The sequence below is a fragment of the Photobacterium makurazakiensis genome (genome assembly GCF_050336715.1).
GTDB classification, from domain to species: domain Bacteria; phylum Pseudomonadota; class Gammaproteobacteria; order Enterobacterales; family Vibrionaceae; genus Photobacterium; species Photobacterium makurazakiensis.
The window spans coordinates 26,084-42,630 of sequence record NZ_JAKJSJ010000029.1; the positions used below are offsets into that span (position 1 = coordinate 26,084).

15 protein-coding genes and 1 tRNA gene are annotated in these 16,547 nt (G+C 43.7%); 11 read left to right on the plus strand and 5 right to left on the minus strand.

From position 1 onward, the window contains the following. Positions 1-152: 152 nt before the first annotated feature. The 6 genes from truA to purF all read left to right on the plus strand — a co-directional run bounded on the left by truA (position 153) and on the right by purF (position 6,262). Positions 153-938, plus strand: coding sequence for a tRNA pseudouridine(38-40) synthase TruA (gene truA / locus L4D09_RS14015; RefSeq protein WP_428458136.1), 786 nt, complete (start codon positions 153-155; stop codon positions 936-938). Positions 939-1,084: 146 nt separating this feature from the next. Continuing rightward, on the plus strand, positions 1,085-2,011 hold the full coding sequence (gene accD / locus L4D09_RS14020; protein ID WP_428458137.1) for an acetyl-CoA carboxylase, carboxyltransferase subunit beta: 927 nt from the start codon (positions 1,085-1,087) through the stop codon (positions 2,009-2,011). A 163-nt stretch (positions 2,012-2,174) separates the two neighbouring features. After that, positions 2,175-3,443, plus strand: a complete 1,269-nt coding sequence (folC, locus tag L4D09_RS14025; RefSeq protein WP_428458138.1) for a bifunctional tetrahydrofolate synthase/dihydrofolate synthase — start codon at positions 2,175-2,177, stop codon at positions 3,441-3,443. Positions 3,444-3,451: 8 nt separating this feature from the next. Beyond that, positions 3,452-4,027, plus strand: a complete 576-nt coding sequence (locus L4D09_RS14030) for an SPOR domain-containing protein (protein WP_428458139.1) — start codon at positions 3,452-3,454, stop codon at positions 4,025-4,027. Positions 4,028-4,091: 64 nt separating this feature from the next. Continuing rightward, complete coding sequence (locus L4D09_RS14035; RefSeq protein WP_428458184.1) at positions 4,092-4,586, plus strand: CvpA family protein; 495 nt, start codon at positions 4,092-4,094, stop codon at positions 4,584-4,586. Positions 4,587-4,744: 158 nt separating this feature from the next. Then, positions 4,745-6,262, plus strand: coding sequence for an amidophosphoribosyltransferase (gene purF / locus L4D09_RS14040; protein WP_428458140.1), 1,518 nt, complete (start codon positions 4,745-4,747; stop codon positions 6,260-6,262). A 156-nt stretch (positions 6,263-6,418) separates the two neighbouring features. On the opposite strand, the gene L4D09_RS14045 is transcribed toward purF, so the two are convergent. Then, the gene (locus tag L4D09_RS14045) at positions 6,419-7,018 is read right to left on the minus strand and encodes a Yip1 family protein (protein ID WP_428458141.1); all 600 of its coding nucleotides are present in this window, start codon (positions 7,016-7,018) and stop codon (positions 6,419-6,421) included. A gap of 181 nt (positions 7,019-7,199) precedes the next feature. Further along, positions 7,200-8,075 (minus strand): LysR family transcriptional regulator, encoded by an 876-nt coding sequence (locus L4D09_RS14050; protein WP_428458142.1) that lies wholly within the window; start codon positions 8,073-8,075, stop codon positions 7,200-7,202. A gap of 421 nt (positions 8,076-8,496) precedes the next feature. Here L4D09_RS14050 and L4D09_RS14055 point away from each other — a divergent pair, with 421 nt between their 5' ends. After that, entirely contained in the window at positions 8,497-9,540 is a 1,044-nt protein-coding gene (locus tag L4D09_RS14055) for a response regulator (RefSeq protein ID WP_428458185.1), read from the plus strand. Positions 9,541-9,619: 79 nt separating this feature from the next. Here the strand turns inward: L4D09_RS14055 and L4D09_RS14060 are convergent, their stop codons facing one another. Then, the gene (locus L4D09_RS14060; RefSeq protein WP_428458143.1) at positions 9,620-11,008 is read right to left on the minus strand and encodes a peptide MFS transporter; all 1,389 of its coding nucleotides are present in this window, start codon (positions 11,006-11,008) and stop codon (positions 9,620-9,622) included. 412 nt (positions 11,009-11,420) lie between these two features. On the opposite strand from L4D09_RS14060, the gene rfaH reads away from it, so the two are divergent. Further along, entirely contained in the window at positions 11,421-11,918 is a 498-nt protein-coding gene (rfaH, locus tag L4D09_RS14065) for a transcription/translation regulatory transformer protein RfaH (protein ID WP_428458144.1), read from the plus strand. A gap of 105 nt (positions 11,919-12,023) precedes the next feature. Further along, positions 12,024-12,938, plus strand: coding sequence for a UTP--glucose-1-phosphate uridylyltransferase GalU (gene galU, locus L4D09_RS14070; protein ID WP_428458145.1), 915 nt, complete (start codon positions 12,024-12,026; stop codon positions 12,936-12,938). A gap of 82 nt (positions 12,939-13,020) precedes the next feature. Here the strand turns inward: galU and folD are convergent, their stop codons facing one another. Then, on the minus strand, positions 13,021-13,878 hold the full coding sequence (gene folD / locus L4D09_RS14075; RefSeq protein ID WP_428458146.1) for a bifunctional methylenetetrahydrofolate dehydrogenase/methenyltetrahydrofolate cyclohydrolase FolD: 858 nt from the start codon (positions 13,876-13,878) through the stop codon (positions 13,021-13,023). A 402-nt stretch (positions 13,879-14,280) separates the two neighbouring features. Here folD and L4D09_RS14080 point away from each other — a divergent pair. Further along, positions 14,281-14,357, plus strand: a tRNA-Arg gene (locus L4D09_RS14080). Between the two features lie 16 nt (positions 14,358-14,373). On the opposite strand, the gene L4D09_RS14085 is transcribed toward L4D09_RS14080, so the two are convergent. After that, complete coding sequence (locus tag L4D09_RS14085; RefSeq protein ID WP_428458147.1) at positions 14,374-14,538, minus strand: hypothetical protein; 165 nt, start codon at positions 14,536-14,538, stop codon at positions 14,374-14,376. A 624-nt stretch (positions 14,539-15,162) separates the two neighbouring features. On the opposite strand from L4D09_RS14085, the gene tig reads away from it, so the two are divergent. Next, positions 15,163-16,470: a trigger factor gene (tig, locus tag L4D09_RS14090; RefSeq protein WP_428458148.1), complete on the plus strand. Its 1,308-nt coding sequence runs from the start codon at positions 15,163-15,165 to the stop codon at positions 16,468-16,470. Positions 16,471-16,547 lie beyond the last annotated feature (77 nt).

The following is a 16,547-nucleotide window of genomic DNA, read 5'->3' on the forward strand; positions in this document are numbered from 1 at the left end:
ATTAATTGAAGGTGCTTTTTTTTTTGAGGTATACTACCCCGCTAGCCAGTATTTAGTCCTTCAGTTTGATAAGTACTAAGTAGAGGCAGTTTGGGGTTATCCCCACTTTTTAGGCTTCATGCTTTAATCCACAGGTAAGAACGAAGTAAATTATGCGAATAGCTTTAGGTATCGAGTACGATGGCGCCAAATACCATGGTTGGCAGCGTCAGAATGATGTAGTCAGTGTGCAGGGGTGTTTGGAAAAATCCCTGTCTAAAATTGCAAACCAGCCGATTGAAGTGATCTGTGCAGGTCGTACTGATGCAGGTGTTCACGGCACGGGTCAGGTAGTTCACTTTGATATTGATGTTGACCGTAAAATGGCGGCATGGACAATGGGCGTGAATACCCATTTACCTAAAGATATTGCAGTACGTTGGGCGAAAGAAGTTGATGATGAATTTCATGCACGCTTTAGTGCCACTGCGCGTCGCTATCGTTACATTATCAATAACAATGCACTACGCCCTGCTATTTTAAGCTCTGGGGTGAGCCACTATCATGGTGAGCTTGATGAAAAAGCCATGCATGAAGCGGGTCAGTATTTATTAGGTGAGAATGACTTCACATCTTTCCGTGCTATGCAATGTCAATCACGTAGCCCATGGCGTAAGCTTATGCATTTGAATGTGTCGCGCCAAGGTGACTTTGTTATCATTGACGTTAAAGCCAGCGCATTTGTTCACCATATGGTGAGAAACATTGCTGGCAGCCTAATTAAGGTTGGGCATGGTGAGCAAAAGCCTGAGTGGATTCAATGGCTGTTAGAGCAGAAGGACCGTCGGCTTGCTGGTACCACGGCCAAAGCGGAAGGTTTGTATTTGGTTGATGTCGATTATCCAGAAAAATATGCGTTACCAAGATCAACTCTTGGGCCTCTTTTTCTCAAGGATTAACTTGTAGTACCAGTTTTTTATCTACAGACTGACGACTTTGTGCTTTAATTCCACCTTGGTAAATTAACGAATTTGTAATTCTCTGCTACGAACGCTTGTAATGAGTCGCTTATAGGGTAGGGAAATAAGAAGATGAAAGGTCATTCATGAGCTGGCTGGAAAAGATCCTTACAAAAAGCAATATTGTTTCTTCTCGCAAAGCGTCTATCCCTGAAGGGGTATGGACCAAATGTACTTCCTGCGAACAAGTGCTTTATCACGCAGATCTAGAACGTAACTTTGAAGTCTGCCCTAAATGTGATCATCACATGCGCATGAAAGCGCGTCGTCGTCTAGAAACCTTTTTAGACGCAGATGGTCAAGTTGAGATTGCTGAAGAGCTTGAGCCGAAAGATAAGCTGAAGTTCCGTGATTCGAAAAAATACAAAGATCGCATTTCAGCGGCACAAAAAAACAGCGGCGAAAAAGATGCCTTGGTCGTAATGAAAGGTACCTTACTTGAGCAGCCGCTTGTCGCTTGTGCTTTTGAGTTCTCTTTCATGGGCGGTTCAATGGGCTCTGTGGTTGGGGCTAAATTTGTTCGTGCTGTGGACGAGGCAATTGCGAATAATTGTGCATTGGTTTGTTTCTCTGCAAGTGGTGGTGCACGAATGCAAGAAGCGCTAATGTCGCTTATGCAGATGGCTAAAACCAGTGCGGCACTTGAACGTTTGTCAGATAAAGGCTTACCGTTTATTTCAGTCTTAACAGATCCAACAATGGGTGGTGTTTCTGCGAGTCTTGCGATGCTTGGCGACATTAACATTGGTGAGCCAAAAGCGTTAATCGGTTTTGCAGGCCAGCGTGTTATTGAGCAGACAGTACGTGAGAAACTACCAGAAGGTTTCCAGCGTAGTGAATTCTTGCTTGAGCACGGCGCGATTGACATGATCGTCGATCGTCGTGAAATGCGTCAACGCATTGGTGGCATCATTGCTAAGTTAATGCAGGTTGACTCTCCTATGGTTGTGCCGGTGGTTGCACCGACTGAAGCCAAGGTTGAGGAAGAAGACGTTAAGAATATCGAAGAGTAATTCTTTACCGCTATTGATAAATCTTAACGTTAAACTAAACGGGGCTGATGCCCCGTTTGTTGTTTTTGCCTTTCATAACAATTGTCTGCTCAGGTCGCTTTGGTATTCCGTCGTTCGATGTTAAATTAGTGGTTATATTGCTATTACTATAAAACGATGAAGAATGTCCGGATTGACAGCACCTCAAGCAACCTCGTCTTTGGCCTCTTGGCTATCTTATCTTGAACAACTCCATACGAGTGCCATCGATCTTGGGCTTGAGCGAGCACAAGACGTCGCTCAAAAAGCCGGTTTAATCAAACCCGCGAAAAAAGTCATTACCGTTGCTGGCACCAATGGTAAAGGTTCAACCTGCGCGATTATTGAAGCGATTTTACTCGAAGCGGGCTATAAGGTGGGCGTATACAGCTCTCCACACCTTGTTCGCTACAATGAGCGTGTTCGTATTAATGGTTTGGAACTTGACGATACAGCGCATAGCGAGGCTTTTGCTGCGATAGAGCAACAGCGCGGTGATATTAGTTTAAGCTTATTTGAATTCGGTACGCTGGCTGCATTACAGTTATTTAAGTCTCAGCAGGTCGACATCGCTATTTTAGAAGTTGGCTTGGGTGGGCGACTTGATGCTACAAATATCGTTGATCATGATGTTTCAGTGATCACGAGCCTAGCTGTCGATCATGTTGATTGGCTGGGTGATGATATTAATGTCATTGGCTATGAAAAAGCCGGTATATTCCGTACTGAAAAGCCAGCTATTTGTGGCCAGCCCAATCCACCTGCGTCAGTGCCCGCTCATGCTGATGATATCGGGGCATTGTTGCATCAAGTCGGTTATCAATTTAACTATGACGTACAAGGTAGCACCTGGCGCTGGCAATGTGGCGCATTTGATCTTGATAATTTGCCGCTCCCATCACTACCGCTGCCTAATGCCGCTACCGCTTTGATGGCATTAGCAACTGCTGAGTTAGAGATTACTGATCAGCATATAGTTGATGGCTTGTCGAAGGCATCGCTGCCAGGGCGGATGGAGCGAGTCTCATCCCAGCCATTGGTTATCATGGATGTGGCACATAACCCGCACTCAGCGAATTATTTTGCACAGCAATTGGCGCTTATAAAGCAACAAGAAAGCAAAGGACGTATCCATGCTGTGGTTGCCATGCTGCATGATAAAGACATTGCAGCAACCATTGCAGAGATGACTGAGATTGTTGATGCATGGTACCCCGCGTCGTTAACAGGGCCACGCGCCGCAAACGCCAGTGAGATCATTGCACATTTAGCAGTAGAGCCCGCTGGTTTCACCTCGCCAGAGTTAGCTTATGACGCAGCCCTGACACAAGCAGAAGCCGATGATATGGTAATTGTATTTGGCTCATTTTACACTGTGGGACTAATATCCAGTCACTTAGCAACAAGCGCATAGGAGTCAGTGTGGCAAGTAAATTTCAAAGTCGATTAGTCGGCACCATCATTCTGGTTGCTATTGGGGTTATTTTTCTCCCCGATCTATTTGATGGAAAAAAGCAGCATTATCAGGAACAGTTTGCGAGTATTCCACTGCAGCCAGAAGTCGTTGCCAATGAGGAATACGAGTCTATTCCTGAGCCAGAGTTTGCGAATGTCGATTTACCACCAGATCCAGTGACGGTAGTGATTGATAGTGAATCGTCAAAACCTGTGGTTGAGACAATACTTGAAGATGCTAAACCCATAAACGTTGAACCACCTGTTGTAACAGCGCCAAAAGCTGGCAATAAAGAGAGCGGCTGGGTTGTGCAACTCGGTGTTTTCCGTAATTTTGACAATGCGAATACATTGGTTGCCAAGTTACGTAAAGAAGGCTATCAAGCGCATGTTTTTCCAAAGCAGCCAAAAGAAGGGGATTTAGCACGTGTGGTTGTTGGCCCTGATGTATCAAAAACGAAGTTGACTGCCGAGCTCAAAGAATTAGAAAAATTAACCGGATTAAAAGGCCGATTGGTTAGATTTAATCCATTAAACCCTTAGGTAAACGTTTGCGTTCTCATTTTTTCTGTTAGAATACGCATCAACAAGATGAATACAACGAATGATGATTTGGATTGATTACGTCATTATAGGCGTAATAGGCTTCTCGGCACTGGTCAGTTTGATCCGTGGTTTTGTTAAAGAAGCACTGTCACTAGTGATTTGGTTTGCAGCATTTTTTGTGGCGAGTAATTTTTACGCCCAACTGGCTGCTCACTTCACTAATATTCAGGATGAAATGCTACGAAATGGTAGCGCGATTGCAGCCCTGTTCATTGCGACACTGATTGTCGGTGCAGTAGTGAATTATGTGATAGGGCAGTTAGTACAGAAAACGGGTTTGTCAGGTACAGATCGGGTTTTAGGTATAGTGTTTGGTGGTGTTCGTGGCGTATTAATTGTTGCCGCGTTGCTATTCTTTGTTGATGCCTTTACAGGATTTTCAAATGCAGACTGGTGGAAAGATTCTCAGCTTATCCCACAGTTTGGCATTATCATTGAGTGGTTCTTCACCTACCTTAAAGACACTTCAAGCTTTTTCACTGGCGATCGATTTTAGCGATTCGGTGATGAAACCCATGAACAGGATAGATGGCTTTAATCAGTATCTGAAATGTTCCTGGGGGTAAGATTCAAACAGTTATCAGCGGGGATCTAGTGAGTTAGGTCCCCGCTGAAATTTAGAAAGCTACTTTAAGCGTGACGAGGATTTAGGACATGTGTGGTATTGTCGGAATCGTGGGTTCTACCCCGGTAAACCAGTCTATCTATGATGCATTGACTGTGCTGCAACATCGCGGCCAAGATGCCGCTGGTATTGTTACCTTAGAAAGCAATCGTTTCCGTCTGCGTAAGGCAAATGGATTAGTACGAGATGTTTTTGAAGCAAAACACATGCAGCGACTACAGGGCAACGTTGGCCTCGGCCACGTACGTTACCCAACAGCTGGTAGCTCTAGTGCTTCAGAAGCTCAGCCTTTTTATGTAAATTCGCCGTACGGTATTTCATTGGCACATAACGGTAATTTGACGAATGCGGCTGATATTCGTGAAACGTTATTTGAAAGTGCTCGTCGCCACGTTAATACAACGTCAGATTCAGAGATCTTGCTTAATGTACTGGCTAATCAGCTAGAAGAAGCCGTGTCTTACCCAATCTCGCCTGCTGAAATCTTTAGCGCAGTCCGTGAAGTTCACCGTGTTGTTGCGGGTGCTTATGCGGTTGTTGCTATGGTTATTGGCCACGGTCTAATTGCTTTCCGTGACCCAAATGGTATTCGTCCATTATGCCTTGGCAAGCGTGAAGTGAATGGTAGCGTTGAATACATGGTTGCATCTGAATCTGTCGCACTTGATGCGGTTGGTTTTGATTTCATGCGTGATGTAGCCCCAGGTGAAGCGGTTTATATCACTTTCGATGGACAGCTGTTTACAGAGCAATGTGCAGATAATCCTGTATTAAACCCATGTATCTTTGAATTTGTTTACTTCGCACGCCCAGATTCATTCATTGATAAGGTGTCGGTATACAGCGCTCGCGTATGCATGGGACAAAAGCTGGGTGAAAAGATCAAACGCGAGTGGGATGATATCGACATTGATGTTGTTATCCCGATCCCAGAAACGTCATGTGATAGTGCGCTGGAAATTGCTCGTACATTGGATAAGCCGTATCGCCAAGGTTTTGTGAAAAACCGCTATGTTGGCCGTACCTTTATTATGCCAGGTCAACAAATGCGCCGTAAGTCAGTACGTCGCAAGCTCAATGCAATTCGTTCTGAATTTAAAGATAAGAGCGTGCTGCTTATTGATGACTCAATTGTCCGCGGTACGACATCAGAGCAGATCATTGAAATGGCACGTGAAGCAGGCGCGCGTAAAGTGTACCTTGCCTCTGCTGCACCTGAAGTACGTTTCCCTAACGTTTATGGTATTGATATGCCCAGCGCTAATGAGCTGATTGCTCATGGTCGCGAAGTGGATGAAATCAGTGCCATGATTGGTGCTGATGGCCTGATTTTCCAAGATCTTGATGATCTTGTGGCGGCTGTTGCGGAAGGTAACCCTGCGATAAATGAATTTGAAACGTCTGTATTTAGCGGTACATATGTAACCGGCGATATTGATCAAGGTTACTTAGATTACCTTGAGTCGCTGCGTAGTGAAGATTCGAAAACTCAGCGTAGTATTCAGCAAGACTTAGCTAACCTCGAGCTGCATAACGAAGGCGCATAGTCTAAGGCGAGCGGCTTCTAACGCGGTTTAAAAGAAGACCATTTAAAAAGCTTCGCTATTTATAGCGAAGCTTTTTTGTTTTAGAACTCAACCGTGTGTTTACAGCGTAAATGCGTTCTTTATACCAATCTGATCAAGTGCTTATGTAGCTTGGTATTAATGGCTAAACTGTGGACCAAGGCCGACATTCCACAGGATCACTGAACCCGTGATAATGGATACTAATAACACAAGCCCACAAGTGACAATCGAGCTAGCATAGATAAATCCACGTTCTTCAGGTATGTGCATTAGAATTGGCACGCCAGTGTACAGAAGGTAAACCGAGTAGGCGATGCCGATCAACCCTGCAATCATTAAGAACCAAATTTGCGGATAAATTGCGGCGATACTTACCATAAAGAGTGGTGTCGCTGTATACGCCGCCAATTCGAGGGCTTGTGTATACGTGGGGGTCGAACCAAAGGTGTGGCTCATCCAGTAGGTTAGATAGGCAAGAGCAAATACGCCTACAATAAGTGCGGCATACATGGCAACAGACATCGCGAGTGCACTGCCTTGGGTTAGGAATATAGGCTCACCCACCCCGACACGCCAGCCGATAAATACACTTGAAATAAATGCAAATAGCGGTGGTAAAAGTGCAATAAGCAACACATGACTTAAGCTGCTCTGAACTCCCTCATGCTCTTTATCGATAGCGCGCCATTCTTGCTTTGGATGCGTATATAGCCCAAATAAGTGTCCCAAAATCATAACGTTTCCCCGTTTTATTGCACAAAAGGTGCAAATTTTTAGCAAAGAACACGTTCCAAAGGCATGCTGTGTTCTTTTCCATGTCATTAATAATGTTTAGTCGGGGTTGGCAGGGTTGGCAAGAAATTGCCTGCAACCGTACTGAGAATTCTTGGGTTACAGGCTTTTGAACGCAGGGGGGTTATAGCTTGAAGTAGTCGCTAGCAAATTCGATAAATAAACGTAATTTTTCTGGTTGGTAATCGCGGTGATTGTACATTAAGTACACTTCACGTGGGTTGGATGACCAATTTTTTAGGATTTGAACTAACTCACCTGAAGCGATGTACTCTTTTAACATTGCATCCGGCATTAAGGTTATGCCTAACCCTGCAATACAAGCATCTCTCACGACATTCAGTTCGTTAGCTTCGTAGCGGCCTCTTTCTCCAACCGTGACAGTTTCACCATTACCATCAGTTAGTCGCCAGCGTAACAACGGCTTTCCTTTTAATAGCGGAAGCTGGTGGAGATCTTGGGCATGTTTGGGTTCAGGGCTCTGTTTTAGATACTCGGGGCTTACCACCAAAATATCTTTGACCGCATTGATCTTTCTTGCAATGAGTGTGGAGTCACGCTGCGGACCAACTCTGAAAATAATATCCCAATCAGTAGGATCAAGCTGCTCTGGGTCATTGCTCATTGATAGTTCAATGTTAATTGCAGGATGCGAGCTCATGAAAGCGTTAAGCATCGGCTGCAGCATGACTTTCGTTAAATTTGACGGAGCGGCAATTTTTAACTTACCCGCCGCACCTTTACATTCTTCACTAATGTGCTCAGTGGTATCAACCAGCTTTTCTAATAAAGGGCTGCATTCGTCATAAAACTTTTGACCAGCCTCAGTCAGCGATAATTTTCTAGCATGACGGTTTAGTAAGCGGATGCTTAAGCACTCTTCAAGTGCTTGAATTCGTCTGGTTAATGTCGCTACGGGTACTTGGGTCTTACGAGAGGCCGCTGTGTAACTTCCATTTTCAACAACCATGCGGAATAAATTCAAATCGTCAAGTTTCATATCTTTACATCACTGAAAACTTATAATTGTGAATTGTATAACAAAAAGGCTACCTAAATATGTTTTTATCCTTTCAAATTTTGTCGTAAATCAATATATCGATATACATATTCTAATGTTTAACCGGCTTTTTACGCGAAAGCGAAGAAAAACGCTATTGCAACTTCATTAGCAGAGAGTGACTGAATACGCTGGTAATTGATCAAATTATAATTAAATTTGTTAATTTTAGAAGGTGTTAACAGAAATCATTAAATTAGAACTAAAGGTCCGATTTACTCCTGACGAATAAGAGAATTCGACCTATGCTTTTGTTAAGTATGCTAGTAGATATTGAGTTTTTATGAACATTAACTCCCAACATCATTCCCGTGACCGCACTGTTGGGGGAAATCGTCGTTATTCTCGGAGGGAGCAGACGTTGCTTGAAGAGAAAGATGTTCTCATTGTAGAGGATGATCCCGTTTTTCGGGTAATGCTAAGTGGTTTTTTGAAAAGCCAAGGTTGTCATGTACGTGAAGCTGAAAATGGACTCGAAGGGTTAAGAGCGTTACGAGAAAACATCCCTGATGTATTGCTGTGTGATTTGGCGATGCCCGTATTAACAGGAATGGAGTTTGTTGAGGAAGTGTCTGTACAGTATCCAATGATCCCGATCATCGTCATTTCTGGCTCGGGTGATATGGCGGATGTTGCTTCAGCGCTACGTCTGGGTGTGAAAGATTTTTTAGTCAAACCGCTCAATAATATCATGGTACTAAAATCAGCCATGTTATCGGTATTGAAGCTACATGATTCGGTGGTTGATGGTGGCGACTTTTCTAGCCAGTGGGTGAGCATCGATGACGAAACAGTCATTGATGAAGAGCTAGAATGGCATATTGAAGAGCTGAAAGCCAATCCACGTGCTGCGCGGGAACTGTTGATGGGGTTGATGCCAGAAACAGAGTCAAGTTTGGGGAATTGGCGGTTGAATTATTGCGTACTTCAATCTGCAGATATTCAGCCTGTGTTATTGGATTATACGTGGTTGATTGATGGAAGGTTGGCTTTTTATTTGGTTGACTCGGCTACGGGTGATGATAATGGTACGGCCACAACGTTGTTAATTCGGGCTTTTTTTAATGATTACTTACGTGACCGTATGAGCAGTGAGACCAATAACCAAGGGCTTATTAAAGTCATTGAAAATGGTATGAAAAGCTCTGGTTATGCTTCTCCTGTTCGTGCCATTTTTGGCGTATTCGACGTCACTGATAACAGTATTTCCCTTTCCTCGGCGGGGCTGGCTGCTCGCTTACAAACTAGTGATGGTACTCATACAATTCAAGGGCAAAATTGGTTGGGCAATAAAGCCAGTAATAATAAAAGTGTCAGGTTGAAGATGGCTAAATCGGGAGGACGGTTGTCATTAAGCGAAATCGGTTCAGCCAGTTTTAGCGTGACTTTCAAGCGAATAGCATAATAACGTTATTTGTACGTTACTTGAGGAAAAGAGCAAGAACCGACGAGGTTCTTGCTTTTTGAACAGCTTAAGGTATTAATCAAGCTTCAACAGGCTGGCTGTCGAGTTCCTCTTCAAGCTTGTTCCCTTCTGCACCATGCATCCAACGAATAAGCTGGTTTGAACAAAGTAAAAGCAGGACACCAGCTATCGTTGCTGCAATGGCAATGCCGCTAAAGATCGCCATTGGTCCCGCTTCACCCACATGTGAGCCAACAATGCCGGCAGCATAGTTAGCCACTGCATTAAAGCCGAACCATGCGCCCATCATTAAAGATGCTAAGCGTAGTGGGGCAAGTTTAGTAACCATTGATAGCCCGATTGGCGATAAGCATAGTTCACCAAGTGTATGGAAGAAGTATGCACCAACTAGCCAAAGCATCGATGTTTTAACTGTAAGGTCTCCACCTTGCTGCATCACAGCGCCCATCATACAAACAAAACCTGCGGCCAAGAAGAATAGTCCCATGGCAAACTTAACCGGAGAATTTGGCTCTTTCGGTCCCATTTTTACCCAGATAGAAGCAATAATAGGTGCTAGAGTAATCACAAAAAATGGATTAAGCGACTGGAACCATGCCGCAGGCACTTCGAAGCTGCCAATCATGCGATCGGTGTATTGTTGCGAGAAAATGTTCATTAGCCCGCCAGCTTGCTCGAAACCAGCCCAGAAAATGACAACAAACATACCCATGATCATGATAACTTTCAGGCGATCGCGCTCTTGGCGTGTTAGAGGCTCTTTTTTACCTGATTTGTTCATTGCCGCTGCACGTTTAGCTGCAGGCACTTTACCAATATCACCGAGTAGTCGCTCAGCAAAATATAATTGGGTGATAAGGCTAATTAACATACCAATACCAGCAGTGAGAAAGCCTGCTTTCCACCCGTAAACCGCAGATGCAGTTCCCGCAATAATCCCGGCTAATAATGAGCCTAGGTTAATGCCCATATAAAAGATGGTAAATGCACCATCTCGACGGTTGTCACCTTCTTGGTATAAGTCGCCAACCATCGTTGAAATGTTAGGTTTAAACAGACCATTACCTAGAATTAGAAAGCCTAAACCAAGATAGAAGGCAGTAACGGCATGCGGGTCGACTAGGCTGTTTGGCAGGGCAAGTGTGAATTGTCCGATAGCCATTAATACACCACCGATTAAAATCGAGCGACGTTGACCAAGGAAGTTATCAGCAATCCAGCCACCAATAAGAGGGGTGATATAAACGAGACCAGTGTAGATGCCGTAAAGGTTTAGCGCATCTTGAGTTGTCCAACCCAGGCCGCCGCTAATGGTTTTATCCGTGAGGTATAAAACGAGAATTGCACGCATTGCGTAGTAAGAAAAGCGTTCCCACAGTTCGGTTCCAAACAGTAAGAACAAGCCTTTCGGGTGGCCAAATAAAGTGCCACTGTTAAGGTTGTTCATGATTATTCTCTATATTTAATTAGTATTGTGTTTGCTAATGCTGTGACTTTTATAAAGGACAAATTATAAAACTGCAAATTATTACAAAATGTAAACAAAGGCAAAACAATTTAACTTGTTGATTTTAAAGTGGTTGTGTTATTAGTGGTCAAATTTGGAATCTTATTAACACCATGGTTTTTAGTGTCACATGCTGCTTATTGATTAAGTGTTGGTGTTATATTTTATTTTTGATACTTTATTTGGGGTTATATGTCGCCATATGCGAATATTCATTATTGTTACAAATTTGGCTGGTGAGGTGAGGAGAGTGTTTAAGGGGGCATAATCCTTTATAGAGCAGGAGCATGCATCTTTACATTAGTTGGGTATAATGGAGTAAGGCGGAAATAGGTAATAGGCAAAGTCATTTATGAAAGATTGGTATCTCTTGTATTGTAAACGAAGTGAGCAAGAGCGAGCAGTAATTAATCTTGATCGTCAAGGTGTTGAGTGCTATTACCCTCAGGTTACTGTGCAAAAAATAGTGCGTGGAAAGCGAGTTGAAACCTATGAACCGCTTTTCCCTAGCTATATGTTTGTTTATTTTGATCCCGAAGCTATTAGTTACACCACGGTGCGTTCTACGCGTGGGGTGGCAGACTTTATTCGCCAGGGAGCGAAACCGCAGACGGTACTGCCAGATTTAATTTATGGGCTGATGGTTAATGAAGACTCTGAAGAGCATCAAGCTAAGCTTTCCAGTTTACCTCGCCCAGGTGAAAGCTTGAAGTTAAGTCAGGGGCAATTTAAAGGTATTGATGCAATATACCAAGAGCCTGATGGTGAAAAACGTTCATTCATGTTGATAAACTTGCTGGGTAAGCGGGTTAAAGTGAGCGTTCAGAATGAAGATCTTGTTAAGAAATAACCGTCATCGAGCGAAGCTTTCATCTGTATAACGTGATGGTTAGAATTGATTTTTCTGGCTAGCTTCGTCGAAAATGACCGAAAAATAATTGAAATGGAATATTACATGTCAAAAGATTCCCCAGTTCGTAAGGCCGTGATCCCTGTTGCTGGCCTTGGTACTCGAATGTTACCTGCGACAAAAGCTATCCCGAAAGAGATGCTACCTATTGTCGATAAGCCTCTTATTCAATATGTAGTCAATGAATGTGTTGCTGCGGGGATCAAAGAAATCGTTCTTGTGACTCACTCATCAAAGAACTCGATTGAAAACCACTTTGATACCTCATTTGAGCTTGAAGCGACACTCGAAAAACGTGTTAAGCGTCAACTGCTGGATGAAGTACAGAAAATTTGTCCTAAAGACGTGACCATCATGCATGTGCGCCAAGGTCAAGCCAAGGGGCTAGGGCATGCTGTTTTGTGTGCTCACCCTTTGATTGGTGATGAACCTTTTGCGGTTGTATTACCTGACGTGATCCTCGATGACGTTGCCAGTGATTTACGCAAAGAAAACATGGCAGCGATGGTTGCATCATTTAATGATACGAACATTAGTCAGGTGATGGTTGAGCCTGTACCTATGTCTGAAGTATCAAACTATGGTGTGGCTGATATTGCAGGTGTTGAACTGAATGCAGGTGAAACCACGGCAATGAGCAAAGTGGTTGAAAAGCCCGATTTAGACGATGCGCCATCAAACTTGGCGATTGTCGGTCGATATATTTTACCGGCAGAGATTTGGGGCTTACTTGCCCGTACACCTGTTGGTGCTGGTGATGAAATCCAGTTAACCGATGCGATTGATATGTTGATGGAATCACAGCAGGTCAATGCTTTCCATATGTCAGGTAAAAGCCATGACTGCGGGAGCAAGTTAGGTTATATGCAGGCATTCGTTGAATACGGCATGCGCCACGAAAGCTTAGGTAAGGATTTTACTGCTTTCTTGAAAGAGATGGTGAATAACACTTCTCGTTAAACCGCATTACCTGATGTTAGAAAGCAAAAGCGAGAGACTTGTCTCTCGCTTTTTATTACCAGTCAGATCACTTCATGTCTAGTTACTCTGAATGATACTGCTCACAGGCATGCAGTGTATTTTCAATCAATGTTGCTACTGTCATTGGACCAACGCCACCAGGAACAGGAGTTATGTGACGCGCATTTTCTCTTGCAACATCATATTCAACATCACCCGCTAACTTGCCATTATCCAAGCGGTTAATACCCACATCAATGATAGTCGCCCCTTTCTTAACCCAGTGGCCCGGAATAAAATTCGGTTTACCGACAGCAACCACCAAAATGTCAGCTTGGCGGACATGGCCTTCAAGATCTTTAGTAAAGCGGTGGCAGGTAGTCGTGGTTGCGCCAGCAAGCAACAACTCTAGTGTCATTGGCCTGCCAACAATATTTGAAGCACCTACAACGACCGCATGCTTACCACGGACTTCTATATTGTATCGCTCAAGTAATGTGATAATCCCTTTTGGTGTACAAGATCGTAGCTTGGGAATGCGTTGGCATAAACGGCCGACATTATAAGGGTGGAAGCCATCAACGTCTTTCTCTGGGCTGATGTGCTCAAGTACCTTGGTACTGTCTATACCGGCAGGTAATGGCAGCTGAACCAAAATACCATCAATGTTCTTGTCTTGATTGAGCTCTTCGATCAAAGCGAGTAGTTCTGTTTCTGTTGCCGATGCTGGAAGATCGAATGATTTAGAAACAAACCCGACTTCATCACATGCTTTTCGTTTACTGCCAACATAGATCTGTGATGCTGGATCTTGACCAACTAATACTACGGCTAACCCCGGAGCACGTAAGCCTGCTTCAACGCGTGCCTTAACGCGTGCCTTAACTTCTTGACGAACTGTTTGAGAGATAAGTTTTCCATCAATAATTTGAGCGGCCATGTTTATCCTTTGGGTTGAATTGGTGAGCAATAACCAGCGTGCTGTTTCTGCTTTGTGTATCTTGTTAAAGATGACTCAGTAACTGGTTTATTAAAGCGCCGTTATTGTCGCAAAAAATGTGAACAAGATCTACAGCGCAAACGTTTGCCTTGGTGTTTTCGTTAAATTTTTGATTGTGGATGTGTGTTGTTTAATCTTTTGTTGTTTGTAGGGGGACGAAACAAAGATCGCTTAACAAGTACTGTGCAACTTTTACTATGCAGAACGTGGTCGTTTTATTTATCAGCGCTTTGCCTTTTGTTTGAACGCTTAGTTGCAAACGTACGAAAAATAGAGGGAAAAGCATTGACGTTAATAATCAGCGACGTATAATCCCGTCCCGTAGCCTAGCGCTACAATGATGCGCCCTTAGCTCAGCTGGATAGAGCACGTCCCTTCTAAGGATGTGGTCGCAGGTTCGAATCCTGCAGGGCGTGCCATTTCCCTCGTTTTAATTTATCGAATCATTCTCCCTGTGTTATTACCCAGTTCACCTGTTCCACCTTGGTGCTGTTTCGTATTTCCAGCAATTTCCTGAACAAGTAGTTCTTTTAATGCTAATAGTTCACGCTCGTTTGTGGGTTGCCATGATGCAATAACCTTGGCTTTATTCCTTTTCATCGCTATATCCTTTTATTTCTGAGGGATCCTGCGATAAATAATACGTTATGCCAATTTTTCTTATGTGCACGGTGTTGCTTATTTAGAATGTTTTGGAATAATTTTGATCCTGGGTATGTATTCTTTATTTCCTTTTTAGATCTTGTATCGGGAAGAGGAGATGTGTTGATGGTTTTTTAGACAGTGTAGTATTCAAACAACCGGCTAGAAGCGATATTTAGATGTGGTTAGTCGCCCTGAGGGTGATTGATTCGCTGGATTAAAAAGCAACAATGAAGACAGAGTTTCTGGAAATAAAAGAGGCTATTGTCAAAAAACAGCAAAAGTGAAGGACTTTTTTGGGCTTTACCCTTGTAAATGGAATTTTTGCCCCTATCTTGTGTGAAAGGTTTGATTGCGGTGCGGCCACTCTGTCTCGACGGCAGGGTCATGGATCGCTATAATACCGCGTTTTTTAATTTCTGCTTCAGTGACTATACCGTCAGCAGAAACAGAAATTATCAGAATTAAGGCGTTATGGTGTTGGCGTGGTTGTCAGCCATAACACGAAAGGATGCCACCGTCAGTATTGCTGATCGGCAACATCACTCAGAGAACACTGAGTAAGTTTTGAGGTTAAATAAAATGCAAGTTACCGTTGAAACCACTGAAGGTCTAGAACGCCATCTAACTATCACAGTTCCTGCTGCTAACATCGAAGATGCAGTTGCTGCTGAACTGAAGAAAATTGCTAAAAATCGTCGTTTTGATGGTTTCCGTCCTGGTAAAGCACCTATGAAAATGGTTGCTCGTATGTTTGGCGCATCTGTTCGCCAAGACATCCTAGGTGAAGTGATGCAGCGTCACTACATCGAAGCAATCGTTAAAGAAAAGATCAACCCAGCAGGCGCACCAACTTTCACTCCAGTTGATATCGCTGAAGGTAAAGATCTTGTATTTAAGGCGTCTTTCGAAATCTTCCCAGAAATCGCGTTAGCGGGTCTAGACAAAATTGCTGTAGAAAAGCCTGCAGTTGAAGTTAAAGACAAAGACGTAGACGGCATGCTAGATACGCTACGTAAGCAGCAAGCTACTTGGTCTGACGTTGACGCTGAAGCAACTGCTGATAGCCGTGTAACTATCGACTTCACTGGTTCTGTAGACGGTGAAGAATTCGAAGGCGGTAAAGCTGAAGGTTTCGCTCTAGCAATGGGCCAAAACCGTATGATCCCTGGCTTTGAAGACGGCATCGTTGGTAAAAAAGCAGGTGATGAGTTTACGCTAGAAGTAACTTTCCCTGAAGATTACCACGCTGAGAACCTAAAAGGTAAAGCTGCCTCTTTCGCTATCAAACTACACAAAGTTGAAGCACAAGAGCTGCCAGAGCTAACTGAAGAATTCGTTTCTAAGTTCGGTGTTGAAGACGGTTCTATTGACGGCCTTAAAGCTGAAGTTCGTAAGAACATGGAGCGCGAGCTTAAGCAAGCGGTTAAAGGTCGCATCAAAGATCAGGTTCTTAACGGCCTAATCGAGCAGAACGATATCAACGTTCCTGCTGCGCTTATCGACCAAGAAATCAATGTTCTACGCCAGCAGGCAACTCAACGCTTCGGCGGTGATGCTGCAAATGCACCTGAACTACCACGTGAGCTATTCGAAGAACAAGCTAAGCGTCGTGTAGTTGTTGGTCTTCTTCTTGGCGAAGTGATCAAGTCTGAAGAGCTAAAAGCTGATGAAGAACGCGTTAAAGCAATCATCGCTGAAATGGCTTCTGCATACGAAGATCCAACAGAAGTAGTTGCATACTACGAGAAGAACGAGCAAATGATGAACAACATGCGCAACGTTGCTCTAGAAGAGCAAGCGATCGATGCGCTACTTGCTAAAGCTCAGGTTTCTGACAAAGAAGTTAGCTTCAACGAGCTAATGAACCAGCAGCAGCCTGCCGCTTAATTTGCTGAAATTGCTGTAGAGATTTGACTTTACTTCGAATCTTCTGCTAACAATGGTCCGTGTGAGAGTAATTTCAT